Consider the following 22,175-nt stretch of genomic DNA (forward strand, 5'->3'; position numbering starts at 1 on the left):
CCGCGTGCGCGGCGTTACGTTGGCCACAGCCCGCGGATGGCGGCGATGCCCTGCCCGCCATGGCGGCGGGCTTCGGTGATGTGTCCCGCGGCCATGCCGCCCAGGGCGTAGATTGGCAGCGACACCTGCGCACGCAGTGCGGCGAAGGCCTCCCAGCCCAGCGGCACTGCCCCGGGGTGGCTGGCCGTGGCCTGCACCGGGCCGAGCACTGCGAAGTCGCAGCCCAGCCGCTGCGCCGCCTGCAACTGGTCCAGGTCATGGCAGGACGCGGCGACCAGCTGCCCCTCCGGCAAGGGCCGTTCCTGCAGGTCATGCAGCTGCTCGCTGCCCAGGTGCACCCCCACGCCCAGTGAGCGTGCCAGCGCGATATCGCGGTTGAGCAGCCACTGCACGCCGCGACGATGCGCGCGCACGGCCTGTTCGATCATCGCCTGCCGTTGCGGGTGTTCCGGCGGCAGCCGCAGCTGGATGCGCTGCTGGCCCGCCGCGACCGCGCGCTGCAGGCAGTCATGCCAGTGCTGCACGCCGCTGGCATCGTCGGCCGGGGCCGGGGTGATCAGGTAGCGGTCCGGTTGGCGCAAGGCGGCCACCACCGGCAGGTCGGCCGGCGGCATCGAGTAGCGGCCCAGCTTGTCCTGCGCCACCCAGGTGATCGCCTGGCCCTCGCGGCCACGCGGGGTGCCCTTCCAGCTGCGCACATGGCGCACTTCCAGGGTCAGGTGCTTGTCGGGGTAGCGCTGCGGCACGTCCATCAGCCACGGCCCGACATCGGCCTCGATGCCCAGCTCCTCGCGCAGTTCACGCACCAGCGCCTGTTCGGAGGTCTCGCCGGATTCGCGCTTGCCGCCGGGGAATTCCCACAGGCCGGCCATGTCGCGGTTCTCGGTACGGCGGTTGAGCAGCACGCGGCCACGGGCGTCGGTGATGACGGCAGCCACGACATGGATCGATCGGGTGGGGGAAACCATGGGGGCAGCATGCCCAGAACAGGGCGACCAGCGCAATCACGAATCCGCGCCGGATTGCCCGCGCCAAAGCAGAAGGCCCCGCTTGCGCGGGGCCTTCCGGGGTCAGCTCAGCTGGCCGTGGCAGTGCTTGTACTTCTTGCCACTGCCGCACGGGCACGGATCATTGCGGCCGATCTTCGGCTCGTCGCGCTGCAGCGTGGCCACGCCCTGCTGGGCGGCTTCCACCTGCGCGGCTTCCTCGTCGGCGCTGTAACCGCCGGCATCCTGGTGCTGGAACTGCGACTGGCTCAGGCGGGCCTGCGCCTGCTGGCGCTCGGCCGCTTCCAGCGCCTGCACTTCCTCGTCGCTGCGGATGCGCACGCGGGCCAGCAGGGTCACCACTTCGCGCTTGACGTTCTCCAGCATGTCCGAGAACAGCTCGAAGGCTTCCTTCTTGTATTCCTGCTTCGGCTGCTTCTGCGCGTAACCTCGCAGGTAGATGCCCTGGCGCAGGTAATCCATGCGTGCCAGGTGCTCCTTCCAGCTCTGGTCCAGCACGGTCAGCATCACGTGCTTCTCCAGCGCGCGCATGGTCTCTTCGCCCAGGCCGGCTTCCTTCTCGGCGAAGTGCTGGTTGACGCGCTCCTGGACCTTGGCGGCGATGGCCTCGGCGTCCAGTTCCTCGTGCGCCTTGACCAGGTCGGTCAGCGACATCTGCAGACCGAAGTCCGACTCCAGGGTCGCTTCCAGGCCACGCAGGTCCCACTGCTCGTCGATCGAGTTCGGCGGCACGAAGCGCGCGACGGTGTCGAAGATCACGTCGTCGCGGATGCCGTCGACGTTGGCCTTGACCGACTCGGCGTCCAGCAGCTCGTCGCGCTGGGCGTAGATCACCTTGCGCTGGTCGTTGTTGACGTCGTCGAAGTCCAGCAGGTTCTTGCGGATGTCGAAGTTGTGGGCCTCGACCTTGCGCTGCGCCTTTTCGATCTGGCGGCTGACCAGACGGTCCTCGATGACGTCGTCTTCCTTCATGCCCATCATGCGCATGGCCTTCTGCACCCAGTCGGAAGCGAAGATGCGCATCAGGTTGTCTTCCAGCGACAGGTAGAAGCGGGACGAACCCGGGTCACCCTGGCGGCCCGAACGACCGCGCAGCTGGTTGTCGATACGACGCGATTCGTGGCGCTCGGTACCGACGATGTGCAGGCCGCCGGCCGCCTTCACTGCCTCGTGGCGCTTCTGCCATTCGGCCTTGACCGCCGCCTTCTGCTCGTCGGTCGCGTCCTCGCCCAGGGCGTGGATCTCGGCTTCCAGCGAACCGCCCAGCACGATGTCGGTACCGCGGCCGGCCATGTTGGTGGCGATGGTCACTGCGCCCGGACGGCCGGCGTTGGCGACGATGGTCGCTTCGCGGTCGTGCTGCTTGGCATTGAGCACCTCGTGCTTCACGCCCGCCTTGCTCAGGTGCTCGGACAGCATTTCCGAGGTTTCGATCGAGGTGGTACCCACCAGCACCGGCTGGCCGCGCTTGGCGCATTCTTCGATGTCGGCCAGCACCGCATTGAACTTGCCCTTGCGGTTGAGGAACACCTGGTCCGGGCTGTCCTTGCGGATGGTCGGGCGGTTGGTCGGGATCACCACCACTTCCAGGCCGTAGATGCTCTGGAACTCGAATGCTTCGGTATCGGCCGTACCGGTCATGCCGGACAGCTTCTTGTACATGCGGAACAGGTTCTGGAAGGTGATGCTCGCCAGCGTCTGGTTCTCGCGCTGCACCGGCACGCCTTCCTTCGCTTCCACCGCCTGGTGCAGGCCATCGGACCAGCGGCGGCCGGCCAGGGTGCGGCCGGTGAATTCATCGACGATGACCACTTCGCCGTCGCGCACGATGTAGTCCACGTCACGCTGGTAGATCGCGTGCGCGCGCAGGGCGGCGTTGAGGTGGTGGACCACGGTCAGGTTCTGCGCCGCGTACAGGCCTTCGGTCTCGCCGTCGAGGATGCCGGCTTCCACCAGCAGCTGCTCGGCGTGCTCCATGCCCGCTTCGGACAGGTGCACCTGCTTGCCCTTCTCGTCGACCCAGAAGTCGCCCTCGCCGTCTTCCGCTTCCTGCTTGACCAGGTGCGGCACGACGCGGTTGACGCGGATGTACAGCTCCGGGGAATCATCGGCCGGGCCGGAGATGATCAGCGGGGTACGCGCCTCGTCGATCAGGATGGAGTCGACTTCGTCGACGATGGCGTAGTGCAGGCCGCGCTGGTAGCGATCGGCCTTGGACAGCGCCATGTTGTCGCGCAGGTAGTCGAAACCGAATTCGTTGTTGGTGCCGTAGGTGATGTCAGCTGCGTAGGCTTCGCGCTTGTCGCTGTGCGGCATGCCCGGGTACACCACGCCCACGCTCAGGCCCAGCCAGTTGTACAGCTTGCCCATCTGCGCGGCGTCGCGACGGGCCAGGTAGTCGTTCACGGTGACCACGTGCACGCCCTTGCCTTCCAGTGCATTGAGGTACACCGGCAGGGTCGCCACCAGGGTCTTGCCTTCACCGGTGCGCATTTCTGCGATCTTGCCCAGGTGAAGCACCATGCCGCCGATCAGCTGCACGTCGTAATGGCGCATGCCCAGCACGCGGCGGCCGGCTTCGCGGCAGACCGCGAACGCTTCCGGCAGCACCTTGTCCAGGGCTTCACCGCCAGCGATGCGCTGCTTGAACTCCGGCGTCTTGGCCTGAAGCTGCTCGTCGGACAGCTTCTCGATCTCCGGCTCCAGCGCATTGATCTTGGCGACGATGCGGTTGAGCTGGCGCAGCTGTCGTTCGTTACGACTGCCAAATACGCGGGTAAGCAGGCTGTTGATCATTGAAGGAACCGGGTTGGATGGACACGACGCCCGGCCTCCCCCTGGGGATCCGTCCGCCGCAAACGAAACAGGGCGCCTGGCGCCCTGTCGATGGCAACACCCATTGTAGCTTGGGACGGGCGCGAGGGGTTTCAACCCTTTGGCGGCAATGGCATCCGAACCTTGCCGGTAATGCCGGCCGCTGGCCGGGTACGCGATGCCGCCGCAGATCATGAGGTTGCCGGCCAGCGGCCGGCACTACCAGATCAACCGGATCCGGCCCGGGCATCAGCCGCGGCTGATGCGGCCGACCGGCGTGTTGCCGCCGTCTCCGAGGAACTTGCGCGGGTTGACCACGTTGCCGTTCTCCCACACCTCGAAGTGCACGTGGGCACCGGTCGAACGGCCGGTGGAACCGGCCTTGGCCACTTCCTGGCCGGCACGGACCAGGTCACCGGCCTTCACCACCAGGCGCGAATTGTGCGCGTAGCGGGTGACGTAGCCGTTACCGTGGTCGACATCGACGACATTGCCGTAGCCGCCCTTCACACCGGCGAAGCTGACCACGCCCTCGGCCACGGCCATCACCGGATCACCGACCTTGGCGTGGAAGTCCATGCCCTTGTGGGTGGCGGCGCCGCGGCCGAACGGGTCGGCACGGGTGCCGAAACCGGAGGTCACGTAGCTGTTGCGGATCGGCATGCGCGAGGGCACGGCGTTCTGCTGCAGCTGGTGGTCGAACATCAGTGATTCCATCACCGACAACTGGCGGCCTGAAGCAGCGAAGCGCTGCTCCAGCACCTGTAAGTCGGCGTTGACGTCCTTGACCGGGATGTCGCTGGTCGGGCCGCCGGCGTCGCCATCACCGAGGCCGGGGGTCTCGTTGAAGTCGAACTCGCCATCTTCCAGCTTGCCCATCTGGGTCAGCCGTTCGCCGAGGGCGTTCAGGCGGGTGGCCTGCGCCTGCAGCTCGCCGAGGCGGGCGGCCAGCGCGTTGACCTGGGTCTGCGCATCGCGCTTGACCTTGGCCAGCTCCGCATCCTGGCGCTCGACCTTGGCCTGCAGGCGCGAATCATTCAGCGCACTGGCGCCAATGCCGCCGGCAAGGCCGATAATGCAGCCTACCCCGAGCACGCTGCCCAGCAGGGCGCGGGGGCGGTCCTCGAAATAGAACCGCAAACGCGTGATCGGCGACGCCTTGGCCTGTCCTTCACGCGTTTTGATTACGATCTTTTTGAATGCCATCAGTGAGTTTTCATGTCTGAGCCGAAATCCAGCGTTCGCCCCGCGTCAGTGCCGAAACCGGCGCTGGATGCGGTAATGGCGGACAAAAGCGGGAACCCGCTGCGTCGGGCCTTGTGGCTCGACGCGCTGGACCGGCAGTTGCGCCCCCAGTTGCCGCCACCTCTGCGCAGCCGCTGCCGGCTGGCCAATGTGGACGGGGAACACCTCGTTTTTCTCGTCGAATCGCCGGTCTGGCATGCCAAGTTGCGGCTTGCCGAAGCCCAGTTGCTCGACGCGGCCCGTTCCATCGGGCTGAAGGCCACCAGGGTGACCATCAAGACTGCGTCCACCACTCCCTCACGCTCCCCAGCGATCGACAACCGGAATGGCCCCCACGCAGTTTCAGCCGCCACGCACAAAGGGCTACGCGACGCCTTGGCTTGCCTGCAGGACGTTCCCTCGAAGCCGAAGAAGCGGTCCTGATGGCAACGGAGCATCCGGCTCCGCTCCCCGTCGCGCGTGTCACCACGGCGTGAAACATTTCGGGGGCCGGGTCGCATCCTAGCGGCCATCCGGGGGCCTGTCGTTAGATTGGAGTTAAAACTTCGTTAAATTCAGGCTTCCGATCCAACAGGTTCACAAAACCGTGATCTCGAACCGGGCTTGACACGATCCAAGCGCACTGAATGCGTCGGCGACGCCGGAAACAACAACGCCGCCCGGAAAGGCGGCGTTTTTATCTTTAAATTCAATGATCTACGGAATCAGGCGTAGGCCGGGGTGGCGTATTCAACCGGATCCGGGGTGGCCGGCGAGTCGAAGGTGACCCATTCCCAGGCGCTGGCGTCGGCCATCAAGGCCCGCACCAGCTTGTTGTTGAGCGCATGGCCGGACTTGAAGCCCTCATAGGCGCCCAGCACCTGGCCACCGGCCAGGTAGAGGTCGCCGATTGCGTCAAGAATCTTGTGGCGCACGAATTCGTCCGCATAGCGCAGGCCGTCTTCGTTGAGCACGCGGAACTCGTCCAGCACGATGGCGTTGTCCATCGAACCGCCCAGGCCCAGGTTGCGCTCGCGCATGTATTCCAGGTCGCGCATGAAACCGAAGGTGCGCGCCCGGGAGATTTCCTTGGTGTAGGCCAGCGTCGAGAACTCGATTTCCTGGCGCGACTGCTTGGCCGGGATCATCGGGTGGTCGAACTGGATGGTGAAGCCCAGCTTGTAGCCCTCGTACGGGGTGAAGCGGGCCACCTTGTCGCCCTCGGTCACTTCCACGGTCTTGAGCACGCGGATGAAGCGCTTGGGCGCATCCTGTTCGACGATGCCTGCCGACTGCAGCAGGAACACGAACGGGCCGGCCGAACCGTCCATGATCGGCAGCTCGGCCGAGGACAGTTCGACGATGATGTTGTCCACACCCAGGCCGGCCAGCGCCGACATCAGGTGTTCGACGGTCTGGATCTTGGCGTCGTTGCAGGTCAGGCCGGTGCACAGGGTCACTTCGGTGACCAGTTCGGCCTTGGCCGGCACCTCCACCACCGGGTCCAGGTCCACGCGGCGGAACACGATGCCATGGTTGACCGGTGCCGGGCGCAGGGTCATGTAGACCTTGTCACCACTGTGCAGGCCAACGCCGGTGGCGCGGATCGTGTTCTTGAGGGTGCGTTGCTGGATCATGGGGGATGGACCGGAAGTGACAAATTAGATTAACACGCGCACTCCCCTACCCTGGCTGAAACGCCAGTTGCAGCCACCGGCAGGACCCACCGGCACGCCGCTGGAAAGCGCGTGAAGCAGGGCGGCCGGGCCCATCCTGGCCCGGCGCCCGCGTTTTCAGGACATGGTGGCGCAACCCGGGGAGGACAACCCCGGGCCGCCCCGCTTAGTCCGCCTGGCGGCGCAGGAAGGCCGGGATGTCCAGGTAATCGTTCGGCAGTTCCGCCGCCGCCGGGGCCGATGCGGCCGGGGCCGACGGTGCGGACGCCGCCGCGGTGTCGCTGCTGGCACGACGCAGGCCCATGCCCATGCCCATGCCGCCGACGGCCTTGGACACGGCGTCGCCGCCGTTGTCGAAGTCGCCGAACTCCGGCTGGCCGGTCGTGGCATTGCGGACCAGCTTGATCGGTGCGCGCTCGCCCGGACGCTGGGTCTTGCTGGCCGAAACGCGGTTCAGGCCGGTGGCGACCACGGTCACGCGCACTTCGTCCTGCATGTCCGGATCGAGCACGGTGCCGACCACCACGGTGGCGTCTTCCGAAGCGAAGCCGTCGATGGTGCGGCCGATCTCGTCGAACTCGGCCATGGTGAAGTCGGCGCCGGCGGTGATGTTGACCAGGATGCCGTTGGCACCGGCCAGGTTCACATCGTCCAGCAGCGGGTTCTGGATCGCGGCTTCGGCAGCGGCCTGGGCACGGTCATCCCCACGGGCGGTGCCGGTACCCATCATCGCCAGGCCCATTTCGGACATGACGGTGCGCACGTCGGCGAAGTCGACGTTGATCAGGCCCGGACGCACGATCAGGTCGGCGATGCCCTGCACGGCGCCCTGCAGCACGTCGTTGGCGGCACGGAAGGCCTGGATCATGGTCGCGTTGCGACCCAGCACAGTGATCAGCTTCTCGTTCGGGATGGTGATCAGCGAGTCGCAGTGCTGGCTCAGTTCCTCGATGCCCTTCAGCGCCACCTGCATGCGGCGACGGCCTTCGAACGGGAACGGCTTGGTGACCACGGCCACGGTCAGGATGCCCATTTCCTTGGCCAGCTGTGCCACCACCGGCGCAGCGCCGGTGCCGGTGCCGCCACCCATGCCGGCGGTGATGAACACCATGTCCGCGCCCTGCAGCGCATCCATGATGCGCTCACGGTCTTCCAGCGCGGCCTGGCGGCCGACTTCCGGGTTCGCGCCTGCGCCCAGGCCCTTGGTCACGTTGGTACCCAGCTGCAGCTGCAGCTTGGCACCGCAATTCTTGATGGCCTGCGAGTCGGTGTTGGCGGTGATGAATTCCACGCCATCCACCGCCGAGTTGACCATGTGCGCCACGGCGTTGCCGCCGCCGCCGCCCACGCCAACCACCTTGATCACCGCATTGGGTGCCATCTTTTCGATCAGTTCAAAATGCGCCATGTCCGTGTCCTCGTTGTATCCGCTTGTCGGTGGCATGGACGGTCGGGCCTCCTGCCTTCGCGTGTCATGTTGCCGTTGCGGCTGTGTGGGTTGTGTAGTGCGTTGCTGCGTTGTGATGCGGGTACTGCGGGTGTTGCACCGGGGTGACCCGGGTGTTGCGGGTTCCGCGTCAGAACTCGCCGCGGAACCAGGTCTTGAGTTTCTTGAACATGCTTCCAGCGCGCCCGGTCGGCAGCGACGGCCGCCGCGGGTGCTCGATCTGGCTGCCCATCAGCAGCAGGCCCACGCCGGTGGCGTGTACCGGGTTGCCGACCACTTCGCCCAGGCCGGTGACGTGCTGCGGGATGCCCACGCGCACCGGCATCTGCAGCATTTCCTCGGCCAGTTCGACCACGCCTTCCATCTTCGACGCGCCTCCGGTCAGCACCATGCCGGCGCGCACCAGTTCCTCGAAGCCGGAGCGGCGCAGTTCGGCCTGCACCATCTCGAAGATCTCCTCGTAACGGCCCTGCACGGCCTGCGCCAGCGAGTGGCGCGGCATGCGGCGCGGCGGACGATCACCCACCGACGGCACCTGGATGCTCTCTTCGGCGGTGGCCAGCTGGGCCAGGGCGCAGGCATAGCGCACCTTGATCTGCTCGGCTTCCGGGGTCGGCGTGCGCAGCATGTGCGCGATGTCGTTGGTCACGTGGTCGCCGGCGATCGGCAGCGAGGCCGTGTGGCAGATCGCGCCCTGCACGAACACGGCGATGTCGGTGGTGCCGGCGCCCATGTCGACCAGCACCACGCCCAGCTCGCGCTCGTCGGCGGTCAGCACCGCCACGCTGGAGGCCAGCGAGGACAGCACCAGGTCATCCACCTGCAGGCCGCAGCGCTGGACGCACTTGCTGATGTTGGCCGCGGCCGACTGCGCACACACCACCAGGTGCGCATGCACCTCCAGGCGTACGCCGGTCATGCCCACCGGATTGCGGATGCCTTCCTGCGAATCGTCCAGCACGTACTCGCGCGGGATCGCGTGCAGGATCTTCTGGTCGGCCGGGATCGCCACCGCCTTGGCCGCATCGAGCACGCGATCCAGGTCGCCCCAGGTCACTTCGCCGTCGCGGATCGGCACGATGCCCGGCGAGTTCTTGCACTGCACGTGGTTGCCGGAGATCGAGGCGTACACCGAACGGATCTCGCAGCCGGCCATCAGCTCGGCTTCTTCCACCGCACGCTGGATCGACTGCACGGTCGATTCGATATCCACCACCACGCCACGCTTCAGCCCGCGCGATTCGTGCGAGCCGATGCCGATCACTTCGATCGGGTTGCCCGGCGAATACTCACCCACCAGCGCCACCACCTTGGAGGTGCCGATGTCCAGGCCAACGATCAGCGATTTGTCACCCTTGCGATTCATGTCCTTTCCTGCGTGCTTCTGGCCGGGGTCGCCGGCGTTTTCGCCGGCGTGGCCGGGGTACCCCAGCTCAGCGTGAAACCATTGGTGTAGCGGAGATCGGCGCGCTCGATCGGCGCGTCCTGACGGTTGAGCTGCGGCAGCACCTTGACGAAGCGCTGCATGCGCGAGCGGGCGTCGTCACGGCCGACCACCACTTCGGTGCCGTTGCTCAGCACCAGCGACCAGCTGCCGCGCGCATCCATCGTCACCCGGCGCACATCGACGCCGGCCGGTGCGAACAATGCACGTGCGTCGCTGTACAGCTTCATCACTTCTCCGGTCTGGCTGTCCGGGCCATCCAGTTCGGGCAACGCCAGGTCGGACAGCTTCTTCGGCGTGGGGAACAGCTTGCCCTGCTCGGACACCAGGCGGTCGGTGCCCCAGCGTGCGAACGGCTTGTGCTCGACCAGGGTCACTTCCAGCACGTCCGGCCACTGCTTGCGTACCTGGGCACTCTCCACCCAGGGCAGCTTTTCCAGGGCATCCTGCGCATCCTGCAGCTTGACCGCGAAGAACCCGGCGCGCGCATAGGGCAGCAGCACCTGCTGCAGCTGCTCGGCCGGTACCCGCTTGAACTCGCCATGCACGCGCAGCTTCGCCAGCGGCCAGCGCTCGGCGCCGACCCAGCCATTGACCACGGCCACCACCGGCAGTGCAACCACCGACAGCGCCAACAGCCAGACGAAGATGCGCAGCAGCGCGTTCATGCGTGCGCGGCCTCCAGGGTCTGTTCCAGCACGCGCCACACCAGTTCCTCGAAACCGATGCCGGCCTGGCGCGCCGCCTTGGGTACCAGCGAATGGCTGGTCATGCCCGGCGCGGTGTTCACTTCCAGCAGGAAGAAACGGCCGCTGGCACGGTCGCGCATCACGTCCACGCGGCCCCAGCCACGGCAGCCGGCGGCGCGGAACGCGGCCAGCGCGATGCGGCGGATCTCGTCCTCGGCATCGCCTTCCAGGCCCGGGCACAGGTACTGGGTGTCCTCGGCGATGTACTTGGCGTTGTAGTCGTACCACTGGCCCTTGGGCACGATGCGGATCGACGGCAGCGCGACGTCGCCCAGAATGGCCACGGTCAGTTCGTCGCCGACCACCATCTGTTCCATCAGCAGCTGGCCGTCGTAGCGCGCGGCCAGGGCCACGGCCTCATCCAGGCCCGCCTCGTCGGTGACCCGGCTGATGCCCACGCTGGAGCCTTCGTTGGCCGGCTTCACCACCACCGGCAGGCCCAGCTCGGCGGCCAGCGCATGCACGTTCGAGGCGTCGACCTTGCGGTACTGCGGGGTCGGCAGGCCCAGCGACAGCCACACCTGCTTGGTGCGGATCTTGTCCATGCTCAGCGCCGAGCCCAGCACGTCCGAGCCGGTATACGGCACGCCGAAGGCGTCCATCAGGCCCTGCACGATGCCGTCCTCACCGCCACCGTTGTGGCCGTGCAGGATGTTGAAGACGCGGTCGATGCCACCGGCGGCCAGCGCGCTGGCCAGCGCCGGGATGCCATCCACGGCAAACGCATCGACGCCGCGCGACTGCAGGGCTTCGAGCACGTTGCGGCCCGAGTCCAGCGACACCTCGCGTTCACTGGAGCTGCCGCCGAGCAGCACGGCGACGCGGCCGAACACGGCCGGGTCGGTCACGCGCAGCGGCGGGAAGGTCAGCGTACTCACGCCTGGCCCTCCCCCTTGAAGCCTTCCACTGCGATGTGGGTAGCCACGGCACCGATGTCGCCGGCCCCCATCATCAGCAGCAGGTCACCGTCCTGCAGTACATCCGGCAGCACGCTGGCCAGCTCGGCGGCCTTGCCCACCACCACCGGCTCGCTGCGGCCGCGCGCGCGGATGGCGCGGGCCAAGGCATGCGAGTCGGCACCGGCAATGGGTTCCTCACCGGCCGGATAGACCTCGCTCAGCACCAGCGCGTCGACGCTGGACAGCACCGCGGCGAACTTGTCGAACTGGTCGCGGGTACGGCTGTAGCGGTGCGGCTGGAAGGCCACCACCAGGCGCTTGTCGGTCCAGCCCCCGCGGGCGGCGGCGAATACCGCCTCCAGCTCGCTCGGGTGATGGCCGTAGTCGTCGATGATGCGCACCTTGGCACCGCTAGCGGTGGTCACTTCGCCCAGGTCGTTGAAGCGGCGGCCGACACCGGCGAAGCCTTCCAGCGCGCGCGCGATCGCGTCCGGGGCAACGCCGAGCTGCCAGCCCACCGCCGCGGCGGCCAGCGCGTTGAGCACGTTGTGCCTGCCCGGCAGCGCCAGCACCACTTCCTGGCTGGTGCCCTGCGGCAGGCGCAGCGTGAAGCGCATGCGCGAGCCTTCCTGCACCACGTTCTCGGCGCGCACGTCGGCCTGCGGGCTCATGCCGTAGCTCATCACGTGGCGCGGGGTCTTGGCAGCCAGTGCCGCCACTTCCGGATCATCGATGCACAACACCGCCAGGCCGTAGAACGGCAGGCGCTGCAGGAACTCGGCGAACGCCGCCTGCACGCGGGCGAAATCGTTGCCGTAGTTCTCCAGATGATCCGCATCAATGTTGGTGATGATCGACATCAGCGGGTTCAGGCGCAGGAAGCTGCCATCGCTTTCGTCGGCCTCGGCCACCAGCCACTGGCCGCCACCCAGCTTGGCGTTGGCACCGGCGGCCAGCAGCTGGCCACCGATCACGAACGTCGGGTCCAGGCCACCTTCGCTCAGCACCGCTGCGGTCAGGCTGGTGGTGGTGGTCTTGCCATGCGTACCGGCCACGGCGATGCCGCGGCGGAAGCGCATCAGCTCGGCCAGCATCGCCGCGCGCGGCATGATCGGAATGCGCTGGCTGCGCGCTTCCATCAGCTCCGGGTTGTCCTCGCGGATGGCGCTGGAGACCACCACGCAGTCGGTGCCCAGCACATTGGCTGCCGAGTGGCCGCGCATGATGCGCGCACCCAGGCTGGCCAGGCGGCGGGTCGCCACGTTGTCCGCGTTGTCCGAGCCGGACACTTCGTAGCCCAGCGTCAGCATCACTTCGGCGATGCCACTCATGCCGGTGCCACCGATGCCGACGAAGTGCACGCGCGGGAACGCGCGCACCAGGTCGTTGGTGTCGTGCAGGCGACGGATCATGCGCGGCCTCGCGCAGGGCAGGCGCGGTGGCATGCCTTCTTCATACAGCTTCCTCGAGAATGATATCGGCGATGCGCTCGGCGGCATCGACCTTGGCCAGGGCACGCGCGGCTTGCGCCATCTGCATGCGGCGGGCGGGATTTTCGGACAGATCGCGCAGCAGTGCGGCGATGCCGTCGGCCAGCGTTCCGTCCTGCTTCAGCAACACCGCCGCGCCGCGCTCGACCAGGTACTCCGCATTGCGGGTCTGGTGATCGTCGACGGCAGCGGGGAATGGCACCAGCACGCTGCCGACACCGACCGCGCACAGCTCGGCCAGGGTGGACGCGCCGGCGCGGCAGACGACCAGGTCAGCCCAGGCGAAGGCCTCGGCCATGTCGGCGATGAACGGGGTGATCTCAGCCTGCACGCCGGCCTTGGCATACGCCTCGACCGCTTCGGCATGCATCTTCTCGCCGCTCTGGTGGCGCACCTGCACCGGCACGTCGGCGCCCAGCGCGGCGATCGCCTGGGGCACGCCGGTGTTGAGCGCACGCGCGCCCTGGCTGCCCCCGACCACCAGCACGCGCAGCGGGCCGTGACGGTCGGCGAAGCGCTGCTCCGGCGGCGCAATGGCGGCGATTTCCGCACGCACCGGGTTGCCGACGAATTCCTCGCGCTGGGCAAAGGTGCCCGGGAAACCGGTCAGCAGGCGGCGCGCATAACGCGACAGGATGCGGTTGGTCAGGCCCGGCGCACGGTTCTGCTCATGCACGATCAGCGGCAGGCCATGCAGGCGCGTGGCCATGCCGCCGGGACCGGAGGCGAAGCCACCGAAGGCGACCACCGCGCGCGGCTGGCGCTTGCGGATGATCAGCCCGGCCGCGCGCAGTGCACGCATCAGCCGCCACGGTGCCGCCAGCAGGGCCAGCTTGCCCTTGCCGCGCAGGCCGGTGATGGCCAGCGTATCGATGGCAATGTCGTGCTGCGGCACCAGGCGCGTTTCCATCGCGCCTTCGGCCCCCATCCAGGTCACCGGCACGCCACGCCCACGCAGCACGCGGGCCACGGCCAGGCCGGGGAAGATGTGGCCACCGGTGCCACCGGCGAGGATCATCACCGGACGCGCGCTATCGGTGGCCGCGCTCATGACAGCCTCCCGAAGGTCGGTTCGATGCGCGACTGCAGTCGGCTGGTGCCGCGCGCGGCGTTCGCTGCAGCAGGTGCGGGCGCGACCGGCGCGGCGCTCAGCGGCACGCCGGTGGCCATCGGTGCGGCCGGCGCGTCCACCGGCTCGGCCGCGGCGTCTTCGGCGCCACCGATGCGCACGGCCTGGCGGCGCTCGGCGCGCTTGAGTTCATACGACACGCGCAGCAGCAGGCCCATCGCCACGCAGGTCATCAGCACCGACGAACCGCCGGAGGAGATCAGCGGCAGGGTCAGGCCCTTGGTCGGCAGGATGCCCAGGTTCACGCCGATCGAGACGAAGGTCTGCATGCTGATCCACAGGCCGATGCCGAATGCGATGTAGCCGGAGAAGTGGCGCTTCATTTCCACGCAGCGCATGCCCAGCCAGAAGGTGCGGCCGACCAGCAGCGCATACAGCGCCACGATCACGCAGGTGCCCAGGAAACCGAATTCCTCGGCGGTGACCGAGAAGATGAAGTCGGTGTGCGCTTCCGGCAGGTAGTACAGCTTCTGCACGGAATTGCCCAGGCCGACGCCGGTCCATTCGCCACGGCCCACTGCCATCAGTGCGTTGGACAGCTGGTAGCCGTCGCCCTGCTGGTCAGCCCACGGGTCCAGGAAGGAGGTGATGCGGCGCATGCGGTACGGCTCGATGATCGCCAGCGCGCTCATGCCGACCAGGCCGATGATCACCGGCATCGACATGCGCGGCATGTTGACCCCGCCCAGCACCAGCATGCCGGCGGTGATCGCCAGCAGCAGGGTCGAGGAACCGAAGTCCGGCTGCAGCAGCAGCAGCACCACCAGCGCGCCGGCCACGCCCAGCGGCTTGAGCATCGCCGGCCAGGTCGCATTGACCTCGTCGCGGAAGCGCACCAGGTAGCTGGACAGCCAGACGATGTAGAGCACCTTCACCGCCTCGACCGTCTGGAACTTGGAAATGCCCAGGTTGATCCAGCGGCGTGCGCCGTTGACCGTGCTGCCCAGGCCCGGCGCGAACACCGCCAGCAGCAGCACGAAGCAGCCCAGCAGCAGCATCTGGTTGTACTGCTCGATCGACTTCAGCTCGGTGCGGGCGGCGATGACCGCCAGCACGATACCCACCGCCAGGAAGATCAGGTGGCGGTTGAGGTAATAGAACGGGCTGCTCATCAGCGCGATCGAGCTGGAGGCCACCATCACCACGCCGACACCGGTGAGCGCGATGATCGCGCCCAGCAGCCACTTGTCGTAGCTGCCTTCGATGGCTTCAAGACGTGTTGCCTGGCGGGACAGGTCGTTCATCTCAGCGCACCTTCAACGTGGCCAGGCCGATCAGCACGAGCACGACGGAGATGATCCAGAAGCGCACGATCACGCGCGGCTCCGGCCAGCCCTTCAGTTCGAAATGGTGGTGGATCGGCGCCATGCGGAACACGCGCTTGCCGGTCAGCTTGAACGATGCGACCTGGATCATCACCGACAGCGTCTCGATGACGAACACGCCGCCCATGATCACCAGCACCAGCTCCTGGCGGGTGATCACCGCGATCGTGCCCAGCACCGCACCCAGCGCCAGTGCACCGATGTCGCCCATGAACACCATGGCCGGATAGGTGTTGAACCACAGGAAGCCCAGGCCCGCGCCGGCGATCGCCGCGCAGATGATGACCAGCTCGCCTGCGCCCGGTATCTGCGGGATCTGCAGGTAGTTGGCGAACACCACGTTGCCCGAGGCGTAGGCGAACACGCCCAGCGCGCAGGCCACCAGCACGGTGGGCATGATCGCCAGGCCGTCCAGGCCGTCGGTCAGGTTCACCGCGTTGGAGAAACCGACGATCCAAAAGTAGGCGATCGCCACGAAGCCAATGCCGGCCAGCGGCAGCGCGACCGACTTGAACATCGGGATGTAGAACGTCAACGCCGCCGGCACGTCGGCCGTATAGAACAGGAACAGGCCCGCGGCCAGGCCGAAGATCGACTGCAGCAGGTACTTCCAGCGCGACTTCAGGCCGTTCGGGTCACGGCGGACGATCTTGATCCAGTCGTCATACCAGCCGATGGCGCCAAAGCACAGCATCACCGCCAGCACCAGCCACACGTAGCGGTTGCGCAGGTCGGCCCACATCAGTACCGACAGGGTGACGGTGAGCAGGATCAGCGAACCGCCCATGGTCGGCGTGCCGGCCTTGGAGAAATGGGTCTGCGGACCGTCCTTGCGGATCGGCTGGCCGCCCTTGAACTGGGCAAGCTTGCGGATCATCGCCGGGCCGAGCCACAGCGACAGGAACAGGGCCGTCAGCGCGGCAAGGATGGCGCGGAACGTCTGGTAGTTGAACAGCCCGAACAGGCTCTCCAACTGCTGCAACCATCGAGCCAGTTCATACAACATGCGGGGATTCCTCTCCTTGCGCCAGCAGCGCTTTGACAATCGTGTCCATGGCGCTGCCACGGGACCCCTTGACCAGGCAGCGCACGCCGGCGTGCAGCTCGTCCTTCAGCGCCTGCGACAGCGCGTCATGGGTGGCGAAATGACGGCCACCGTCGCCGAAGGCGGCAGCGGCGGCAGCGCTGAGCGGACCCAGCGCATACAGGCGCTTGAGCCCGGCGGCGCGTGCGCGGAGGCCCGCCTGCGCATGCAGCGCTTCGGCATCCGGGCCCAGCTCGCGCATGTCGCCCAGCACCAGCCAGCCCTCTTCCGGCGCGGCGGCCAGGGCATCGATGGCCGCTGCCAGCGAACCGGGGTTGGCGTTGTAGCTGTCGTCCACCAGCACCGCGCCATTGCGCAGCTGATGGGCGATCTGGCGGCCCGGCACCGGCTGGGCCTCGGCCAGGCCTGCCGCGATGCGTGCCAGGTCGATGCCGGCGGCCAGCGCCAGGCTGGCGGCGGCCAGTGCATTGCTGACGTTGTGGCGGCCCGGCAGGCCCAGCACCACGCGGGCTTCGCCGGCCGGCGCGACCAGCGTGAACTGGCTGCCCTGCGCACCGGCGCGGATATCGCGCGCGGTCACGTCTGCCGAATGCTCCAGGCCAAAGCGCAGCACTCGGCAGCGCGCCGGGGTGCCGACAAAATGCTGTTCGAACCAGCGGCCGTACGCATCGTCGGCATTGATCACCGCCACGCCATCGGCGGGCAGCGCGGCATAGATCGCGCCCTTGGTCACCGCCACGCCGAGCAGGCTGCCCATCCGCTCCAGGTGCGCCGGGGCGATGTTGTTGACCAGCGCGTAGCGCGGGCGGGCGATGTCGGTCAGGTAGGCGATGTCGCCCGGCTTGCCGGCACCCATCTCGTAGACGGCATAGTCGGCATCTTCCGGTGCATCGATCACCGCCAGCGGCAGGCCGATCTCGTTGTTGCGGTTGCCCGGATTGGCGTAGACCACCTTGTGCGCGTGCTGGGCCACCTGCTGCAGGATCGACAGCAGCAGGCTCTTCACGCTGGTCTTGCCGTTGCTGCCGGTGATCGCGAACACCTCGGTGCCACGGTCACGCTGCATGCCGGTGGCGATCCTGGCCAGCGCCAGTTCGCTGTCGGCCACCAGCACCTGCGGCAGTTCGATCGGCAGCAGGCGCTCGACCAGCAGCGCACTGGCACCGCGCGCCTGCGCGTCGGCCGCGAAGTCATGGCCGTCGAAACGCTCACCGCGCAGCGCGACATACAGGCTGCCGGGGCCCAGGTTGCGGGTGTCATTGCTGACCGCATCGATGGCCACGTCGTCGCCGTGGATCTCGCCGCCGGCCCAGTGTGCGATCAGCGAAAGCAGGGTGCGCTTCATGCGGCGCCCTCCCCGGCCTGTGCCTCTAGAACACCGGCCTTGGCCGCCAGTGCAGCCGCGGCCACTTCGGTGTCGTCGAAGTCATGGCGCACGCCATTCACTTCTTGGTACGGCTCGTGGCCCTTGCCGGCGATCAGGATGATGTCGCCGGCACCGGCGCGCTTCACCGCCAGGCCGATCGCGCGCGCGCGGCTGCGCTGCACGGTCACGGCATCGGCGTTCTGGAAGCCGGCCAGGATGTCGGCCACGATCACGTCGCCATCTTCGCCACGCGGGTTGTCGTCGGTGACGATGACCTGGTTGGCCAGGCGCTCGGCGATCGCCGCCATCTGCGGGCGCTTGCCGGTATCGCGCTCGCCACCGCAGCCGAACACGCAGAACAGCGCGCCGTGCAGGTGGCCCTGCAGGCTGTCCAGCGCCTGCTCCAGCGCGTCCGGGGTATGTGCGTAGTCGACCACCACGGTCGGCAGGCCGTTCTCGCCGCCAAGCCGGTTCATGCGGCCACGGATCGGCTGCAGCGCCGACAGCACTTCGGCGATACGCGGCAGCGGCTGGCCCTGCGCGTGCAGGGTACCGGCCACGGCCAGCAGGTTGTCCACGTTGAAGCGGCCCAGCAGCGGCGACTGCACCGCAGCGCGCTGGCCGTCGATGACCAGTTCGAAGGCGATGCCACGGCCGTCAAGCTGCAGCGCCTCGGCGCGCACGCTGGCGTCCTCGGCACCGCGCGAGCTCAGCCCGATCGGCTGCACGCTGGCCGGCAGGCCCGCGAACAGCTGGCGGCCGAAGGCATCGTCCAGATTGATCACCGCCGCCTTCAGGCCCGGGCGATGGAACAGCCGCGCCTTGGCCGCGCCGTAGCTGGCCATGTCGCCGTGGTAATCCAGATGGTCGCGGGTGAGGTTGGTGAACACCGCCACGTCGTAGTGCACGGCGTCCACGCGGCCCTGGTCGAGCGCATGCGAGCTGACTTCCATCGCCACCGCGCGCGCACCGGCGTCGCGCAGCTGGGCCAGCAACGCATGCATCTGCAGCACCAGCGGCGTGGTGAAGCCGGTCGGCTCGACGGCACCATAAAGTCCGGCGCCCAGCGTGCCGATACTGCCACTGGGCGTTCCGAGCAGGTGCCAGGCCTGGGCCAGCAGCTGCACGGTGGAGGTCTTGCCGTTGGTGCCGGTCACGCCGACCATCGCCATTGCCCGTGACGGTGCGCCATGGAACTGGTCGGCCATCGCGCCCATGCGCGCGCGCAGGCCCGGCACGGCGATCGCATCGGCCGGTGCCGGCAGATCGGCCGGTGCCGGCGGTTCGAACAGGATGGCACTGGCACCGGCAGCGCGCGCCTGCTCGACGAAGCCCAGGCCGTGCGCGCCGAAACCGGCGATGGCGACGAAGGCGTTACCGGGGCGCACGGCACGGCTGTCCAGCACCAGGCCGGTCAGAACGGGATCATGACCCGCCAGGGCCACGTCCGGAAGCAACTGCGAAAGCAACATCGAAGGACTCATTGCGTGCCTCCCGTAGCGGGCGGCGTCTGGGCTTGCCCGCTCGGCAGCGCAGCGTCGAATTCAGCGGCGGCATCGACCGGCAGCGCGGTCTCGGCCGGCGGCGCAGGCAGGATCGAAGCCGAATGGCCGACCTTGCCGGACTGCTGTGCGGCCAGCCACGACTGCAGGTCGTCCAGCGGCACGTCCATCAGGCGCAGGGTGCCTTCCATCACGTTGTGGTAGACCGGCGCCGAGACCAGGCCGCCGTAGAACTTGCCGGCCTGCGGGTCGTTGATGACGATGACGGTGGCAAAGCGCGGGTTGGTGGCCGGCACCACGCCGGCGAACAGCGCGTTGTAATGGCCGCGCTCGTATCCGCCCGGACCGGCCTTGCGCGCGGTGCCGGTCTTGCCGGCCACGCGGTAACCCAGCACGGCCGCCTGCTTGGCACCGCCCTGGGTGACCACCGTTTCCATCATCGCCACCACCTGCCGGGCGACGTTCTCGTCGATGATCTGCTGGCCCTCGTTGCGCTGGCCCTTTACGAAGGTCGGCGCGATCAACCTGCCGCCGTTGGCCAGCGCCGAGTACGCAGTGGCGATCTGCAGCGGCGTGACCGACAGGCCGTAGCCATAGGACATCGTGGTCTTGGTGGTACCCGACCAGCGTGCCGGACGCATCACCACACCGGCCGATTCCCCCGGGAAACCGCTGTGCGGCGCCGAGCCATAGCCGAAGCGGCGCACGCCGTCGTAGAAGGTCTGGTCCGGCATCTTCGCCGCAACCTTGGCCGCACCCACGTTCGAACTGCGGGTGATCACGCCGGTCACGTTGAGCACACCGTTGTTGCGCGGCACGTCGCGGATGGTGAAGCGGCCCAGGGTCATATAGCCCGGGTTGGTATCGATGATGGTGTCCTTGGTCACCGCCCCGGCCTGCAGCGCGGTGGCGATGGTCAGCGGCTTCATCGTCGAACCCGGCTCGACCAGGTCGGTCACCGCGCGGTTGCGGCGCGTATCGGGGATCGCGCCGGTCAGCGAGTTCGGGTTGTAGGTCGGCAGGTTGACCATGGCCAGGATCTCGCCGGTGGTCACGTCCATGATCACCATCGAACCGCCGGCCGCCTTGTTGGCCACCAGCGCGTTGCGCAGTTCCTTGAAGGCCAGGTACTGGATGCGACGGTCGATGCTGAGGGTCAGGTCCTTGCCCGGCTCGGCGGCGCGCAGCAGATCGCTTTCGACGGTCTCGCCCTTGCGGTTGCGGATCACCCGCTTCGCACCGGGCTTGCCGCGCAGCCATTCGTCGAACGCCAGTTCCAGGCCTTCCTGGCCGCGGTCGTCGATATTGGTGAAGCCCAGCACGTGCGCCATCGCCTCACCCTGCGGGTAGAAGCGGCGGAACTCGCGCTGCGCGGCCACGCCCGGGATCTTCAGCGCGACCACCTTCTCTGCCTCGTCCGGATTGATCCGGCGGCGCAGGTACATGAATTCCTTGTCCGACTTCTGCGACAGGCGGCTGCTCAGCTCATCCACCGACATGCCGACCGCCTGGGCCAGCTCCGGGATGCGCTCGGGCGAACGCAGCAGGTCCTGCGGGTTGACCCAGATCGAGGCGACCGGGGTGGACACCGCCAGCGGTTCACCGTTGCGGTCGGTGATCATGCCGCGCGAGGTCTTGATCGGCAGCTCGCGCAGGTAGCGGGCCTCGCCCTGGCGCTGGTAGAAGTCGCTGTTGATGATCTGCACGTAGGCCGCGCGGCCGACCAGCGACACCGAGCACAGGCCGAGCGCCAGCGCGACCCAGCGCAGGCGCTGGCGCAGGTTGAAGGCGTTGCGCGGGCGGTTGCGGCCGGTCTTGCTCATGGGCGCACCACCACGATGTCAGCCGCCTCGGGGAACTTCATGCCGAGCTTCTCGCGGGCAATGCGGTCCACGCGGTTGGCTTCGGCCAGGGTGGCCTGTTCCAGCTGCAGGCGGCCGAACTCAAGATTGATGTCATCGCGCTTGCGCTCGGCACGCGACAGCTCGATGAAGGTCTGCCGGTGGCGGTGGCGCACGAACACCACGCCGATCGCCGAGGCGACGGTGCAGGCCAGCAGGATGATCAGCAGCAGCCGGCTCATGCATCGGCCTCCCGCTTCTGTGCCACGCGCAGCACGGCGCTGCGGGCACGCGGGTTGGCGGCCAGCTCTTCTTCGGTGGCCTTGATGGCGCCGCCGATCAGGTCCAGCGTCGGCACGAACGCAACCGCCTCGGGCAGCCGGCGGTTGGCCGGCGGCGCCTTGGCCAGGCGGTTCATGTACTGCTTGACGATGCGGTCTTCCAGCGAGTGGAAGCTGATCACCGCCAGGCGGCCACCGGGCTTGAGCCGTTCCACCGCCGCATCGAGCCCGGCTTCCAGATCGGCCAGCTCGCGGTTGATGTGGATGCGGATGGCCTGGAAGCTGCGCGTGGCCGGGTGGATCTTGTCCTTCCCACGCGGCATCACCGAGGCGATCAGCTCGGCCAGTTCGGCGGTGCGGGAGAACGGCTGCTTCTCGCGGCGGGCCACGATGGCGCGGGCGATGCGCCGGCTCTGCCGCTCTTCGCCGTAGGTCCACAGCACATCAGCGATCTCGCGCTCTTCCACGCGGTTGATCCACTGCGCGGCGCTTTCACCGCTGTCCGGGTCCATGCGCATGTCCAGCGGGCCGTCCTTGCCGAAGCTGAAGCCACGTTCGGCCACGTCCAGCTGCGGCGACGACACCCCCAGGTCGAACAGCACGCCGTCCAGGCCTTCGGCCGTCGCATCCCACTGCAGCAGCTGGGCGAAGCTGCCACGGAAGATGGACACGCGCGGGTCCGGCGCGAAATCGCGCTCGGCAACGGCGATGGCTTCCGGATCCTTGTCCATGACCAGCAGGCGCCCCTCGGGACCGAGCTGGGTGAGCACGCCACGTGCATGACCGCCACGACCGAACGTGCCATCCAGATAACGTCCGTTTTCGATCACCCTCAGGCCTTCAAGGACCTGGGTGTACAGGACCGGCAGGTGCACCGCCGGCGACTGCGACACCGGAAGGTGACCGGCCTGCGCTTCTGGGCGCATCCGGGCACCC

General features: G+C 67.8%; 17 protein-coding genes and 1 pseudogene. 1 reads left to right on the forward strand and 17 read right to left on the reverse strand.

Translation table 11 applies throughout. From position 1 onward, the window contains the following. Positions 1-14: 14 nt before the first annotated feature. The 3 genes from LRM18_RS18770 to LRM18_RS18780 form a co-directional block, all read right to left on the reverse strand. Positions 15-968 carry a Nudix family hydrolase gene (locus LRM18_RS18770; RefSeq protein WP_064237670.1) on the reverse strand — a complete coding sequence of 318 codons (954 nt, stop codon included), beginning with the start codon at positions 966-968 and terminating at the stop codon, positions 15-17. Between the two features lie 102 nt (positions 969-1,070). Next, positions 1,071-3,803, reverse strand: a complete 2,733-nt coding sequence (gene secA, locus LRM18_RS18775; RefSeq protein ID WP_049468212.1) for a preprotein translocase subunit SecA — start codon at positions 3,801-3,803, stop codon at positions 1,071-1,073. A 267-nt stretch (positions 3,804-4,070) separates the two neighbouring features. Next, complete coding sequence (locus tag LRM18_RS18780) at positions 4,071-5,027, reverse strand: M23 family metallopeptidase (protein ID WP_053462174.1); 957 nt, start codon at positions 5,025-5,027, stop codon at positions 4,071-4,073. 12 nt (positions 5,028-5,039) lie between these two features. Here LRM18_RS18780 and LRM18_RS18785 point away from each other — a divergent pair, with 12 nt between their 5' ends. After that, positions 5,040-5,489 (forward strand): DUF721 domain-containing protein, encoded by a 450-nt coding sequence (locus LRM18_RS18785; RefSeq protein ID WP_032956682.1) that lies wholly within the window; start codon positions 5,040-5,042, stop codon positions 5,487-5,489. A 281-nt stretch (positions 5,490-5,770) separates the two neighbouring features. Here the strand turns inward: LRM18_RS18785 and lpxC are convergent, their stop codons facing one another. The 14 genes and pseudogenes from lpxC to rsmH all read right to left on the reverse strand — a co-directional run bounded on the left by lpxC (position 5,771) and on the right by rsmH (position 22,165). Further along, positions 5,771-6,682: a UDP-3-O-acyl-N-acetylglucosamine deacetylase gene (lpxC, locus tag LRM18_RS18790; RefSeq protein WP_049468216.1), complete on the reverse strand. Its 912-nt coding sequence runs from the start codon at positions 6,680-6,682 to the stop codon at positions 5,771-5,773. 205 nt (positions 6,683-6,887) lie between these two features. Continuing rightward, positions 6,888-8,129, reverse strand: coding sequence for a cell division protein FtsZ (gene ftsZ / locus LRM18_RS18795; RefSeq protein WP_049468218.1), 1,242 nt, complete (start codon positions 8,127-8,129; stop codon positions 6,888-6,890). A gap of 169 nt (positions 8,130-8,298) precedes the next feature. Beyond that, on the reverse strand, positions 8,299-9,534 hold the full coding sequence (gene ftsA, locus LRM18_RS18800) for a cell division protein FtsA (protein ID WP_005408083.1): 1,236 nt from the start codon (positions 9,532-9,534) through the stop codon (positions 8,299-8,301). 71 nt (positions 9,535-9,605) lie between these two features. Continuing rightward, positions 9,606-10,280: pseudogene (locus LRM18_RS18805) on the reverse strand (cell division protein FtsQ/DivIB); the annotation flags it as partial. Continuing rightward, a complete protein-coding gene (locus tag LRM18_RS18810) occupies positions 10,277-11,239 on the reverse strand; it encodes a D-alanine--D-alanine ligase (protein WP_049468221.1) in 963 nt (320 codons plus the stop codon). The gene LRM18_RS18810 and the pseudogene LRM18_RS18805, both read right to left, overlap by 4 nt. Continuing rightward, positions 11,236-12,672 carry a UDP-N-acetylmuramate--L-alanine ligase gene (gene murC, locus LRM18_RS18815; protein WP_049468223.1) on the reverse strand — a complete coding sequence of 479 codons (1,437 nt, stop codon included), beginning with the start codon at positions 12,670-12,672 and terminating at the stop codon, positions 11,236-11,238. The genes LRM18_RS18810 and murC overlap by 4 nt, the downstream gene beginning before the upstream one ends. Positions 12,673-12,712: 40 nt before the next feature. Further along, on the reverse strand, positions 12,713-13,801 hold the full coding sequence (murG, locus tag LRM18_RS18820) for an undecaprenyldiphospho-muramoylpentapeptide beta-N-acetylglucosaminyltransferase (RefSeq protein WP_064237667.1): 1,089 nt from the start codon (positions 13,799-13,801) through the stop codon (positions 12,713-12,715). Next, positions 13,798-15,123: a putative lipid II flippase FtsW gene (gene ftsW, locus LRM18_RS18825; protein WP_049468228.1), complete on the reverse strand. Its 1,326-nt coding sequence runs from the start codon at positions 15,121-15,123 to the stop codon at positions 13,798-13,800. Before ftsW ends, murG begins: the two co-directional genes overlap by 4 nt. A gap of 1 nt (position 15,124) precedes the next feature. Next, the gene (gene mraY / locus LRM18_RS18830; protein WP_033834434.1) at positions 15,125-16,210 is read right to left on the reverse strand and encodes a phospho-N-acetylmuramoyl-pentapeptide-transferase; all 1,086 of its coding nucleotides are present in this window, start codon (positions 16,208-16,210) and stop codon (positions 15,125-15,127) included. Then, the gene (gene murF, locus LRM18_RS18835; RefSeq protein WP_053462171.1) at positions 16,200-17,594 is read right to left on the reverse strand and encodes a UDP-N-acetylmuramoyl-tripeptide--D-alanyl-D-alanine ligase; all 1,395 of its coding nucleotides are present in this window, start codon (positions 17,592-17,594) and stop codon (positions 16,200-16,202) included. The genes mraY and murF overlap by 11 nt, the downstream gene beginning before the upstream one ends. After that, positions 17,591-19,099 (reverse strand): UDP-N-acetylmuramoyl-L-alanyl-D-glutamate--2,6-diaminopimelate ligase, encoded by a 1,509-nt coding sequence (locus LRM18_RS18840; protein ID WP_053505689.1) that lies wholly within the window; start codon positions 19,097-19,099, stop codon positions 17,591-17,593. Before LRM18_RS18840 ends, murF begins: the two co-directional genes overlap by 4 nt. After that, the gene (locus LRM18_RS18845) at positions 19,096-20,940 is read right to left on the reverse strand and encodes a penicillin-binding transpeptidase domain-containing protein (protein WP_270955265.1); all 1,845 of its coding nucleotides are present in this window, start codon (positions 20,938-20,940) and stop codon (positions 19,096-19,098) included. The genes LRM18_RS18840 and LRM18_RS18845 overlap by 4 nt, the downstream gene beginning before the upstream one ends. Beyond that, positions 20,937-21,200: a cell division protein FtsL gene (ftsL, locus tag LRM18_RS18850; RefSeq protein WP_005415286.1), complete on the reverse strand. Its 264-nt coding sequence runs from the start codon at positions 21,198-21,200 to the stop codon at positions 20,937-20,939. The genes LRM18_RS18845 and ftsL overlap by 4 nt, the downstream gene beginning before the upstream one ends. Next, positions 21,197-22,165 (reverse strand): 16S rRNA (cytosine(1402)-N(4))-methyltransferase RsmH, encoded by a 969-nt coding sequence (gene rsmH / locus LRM18_RS18855; RefSeq protein WP_270955266.1) that lies wholly within the window; start codon positions 22,163-22,165, stop codon positions 21,197-21,199. Before rsmH ends, ftsL begins: the two co-directional genes overlap by 4 nt. Between the last annotated feature and the right edge of the window lie 10 nt (positions 22,166-22,175).

It is taken from the genome of Stenotrophomonas sp. PI_27 (assembly GCF_027854495.1).
Lineage (GTDB): Bacteria > Pseudomonadota > Gammaproteobacteria > Xanthomonadales > Xanthomonadaceae > Stenotrophomonas > Stenotrophomonas pavanii.

Excerpts from the sequence above, each read along its gene's own strand:
- LRM18_RS18770 (WP_064237670.1), bottom strand. The coding sequence starts at position 968 with ATGGTTTCCCCCACCCGATCGATCCATGTCGTGGCTGCCGTCATCACC.
- secA (WP_049468212.1), bottom strand. The coding sequence starts at position 3,803 with ATGATCAACAGCCTGCTTACCCGCGTATTTGGCAGTCGTAACGAACGA.
- LRM18_RS18780 (WP_053462174.1), bottom strand. The coding sequence starts at position 5,027 with ATGGCATTCAAAAAGATCGTAATCAAAACGCGTGAAGGACAGGCCAAG.
- LRM18_RS18785 (WP_032956682.1), top strand. The coding sequence starts at position 5,040 with ATGTCTGAGCCGAAATCCAGCGTTCGCCCCGCGTCAGTGCCGAAACCG.
- lpxC (WP_049468216.1), bottom strand. The coding sequence starts at position 6,682 with ATGATCCAGCAACGCACCCTCAAGAACACGATCCGCGCCACCGGCGTT.
- ftsZ (WP_049468218.1), bottom strand. The coding sequence starts at position 8,129 with ATGGCGCATTTTGAACTGATCGAAAAGATGGCACCCAATGCGGTGATC.
- ftsA (WP_005408083.1), bottom strand. The coding sequence starts at position 9,534 with ATGAATCGCAAGGGTGACAAATCGCTGATCGTTGGCCTGGACATCGGC.
- murC (WP_049468223.1), bottom strand. The coding sequence starts at position 12,672 with ATGATCCGTCGCCTGCACGACACCAACGACCTGGTGCGCGCGTTCCCG.
- murG (WP_064237667.1), bottom strand. The coding sequence starts at position 13,801 with ATGAGCGCGGCCACCGATAGCGCGCGTCCGGTGATGATCCTCGCCGGT.
- ftsW (WP_049468228.1), bottom strand. The coding sequence starts at position 15,123 with ATGAACGACCTGTCCCGCCAGGCAACACGTCTTGAAGCCATCGAAGGC.
- mraY (WP_033834434.1), bottom strand. The coding sequence starts at position 16,210 with ATGTTGTATGAACTGGCTCGATGGTTGCAGCAGTTGGAGAGCCTGTTC.
- murF (WP_053462171.1), bottom strand. The coding sequence starts at position 17,594 with ATGAAGCGCACCCTGCTTTCGCTGATCGCACACTGGGCCGGCGGCGAG.
- LRM18_RS18840 (WP_053505689.1), bottom strand. The coding sequence starts at position 19,099 with ATGAGTCCTTCGATGTTGCTTTCGCAGTTGCTTCCGGACGTGGCCCTG.
- LRM18_RS18845 (WP_270955265.1), bottom strand. The coding sequence starts at position 20,940 with ATGAGCAAGACCGGCCGCAACCGCCCGCGCAACGCCTTCAACCTGCGC.
- ftsL (WP_005415286.1), bottom strand. The coding sequence starts at position 21,200 with ATGAGCCGGCTGCTGCTGATCATCCTGCTGGCCTGCACCGTCGCCTCG.
- rsmH (WP_270955266.1), bottom strand. The coding sequence starts at position 22,165 with ATGCGCCCAGAAGCGCAGGCCGGTCACCTTCCGGTGTCGCAGTCGCCG.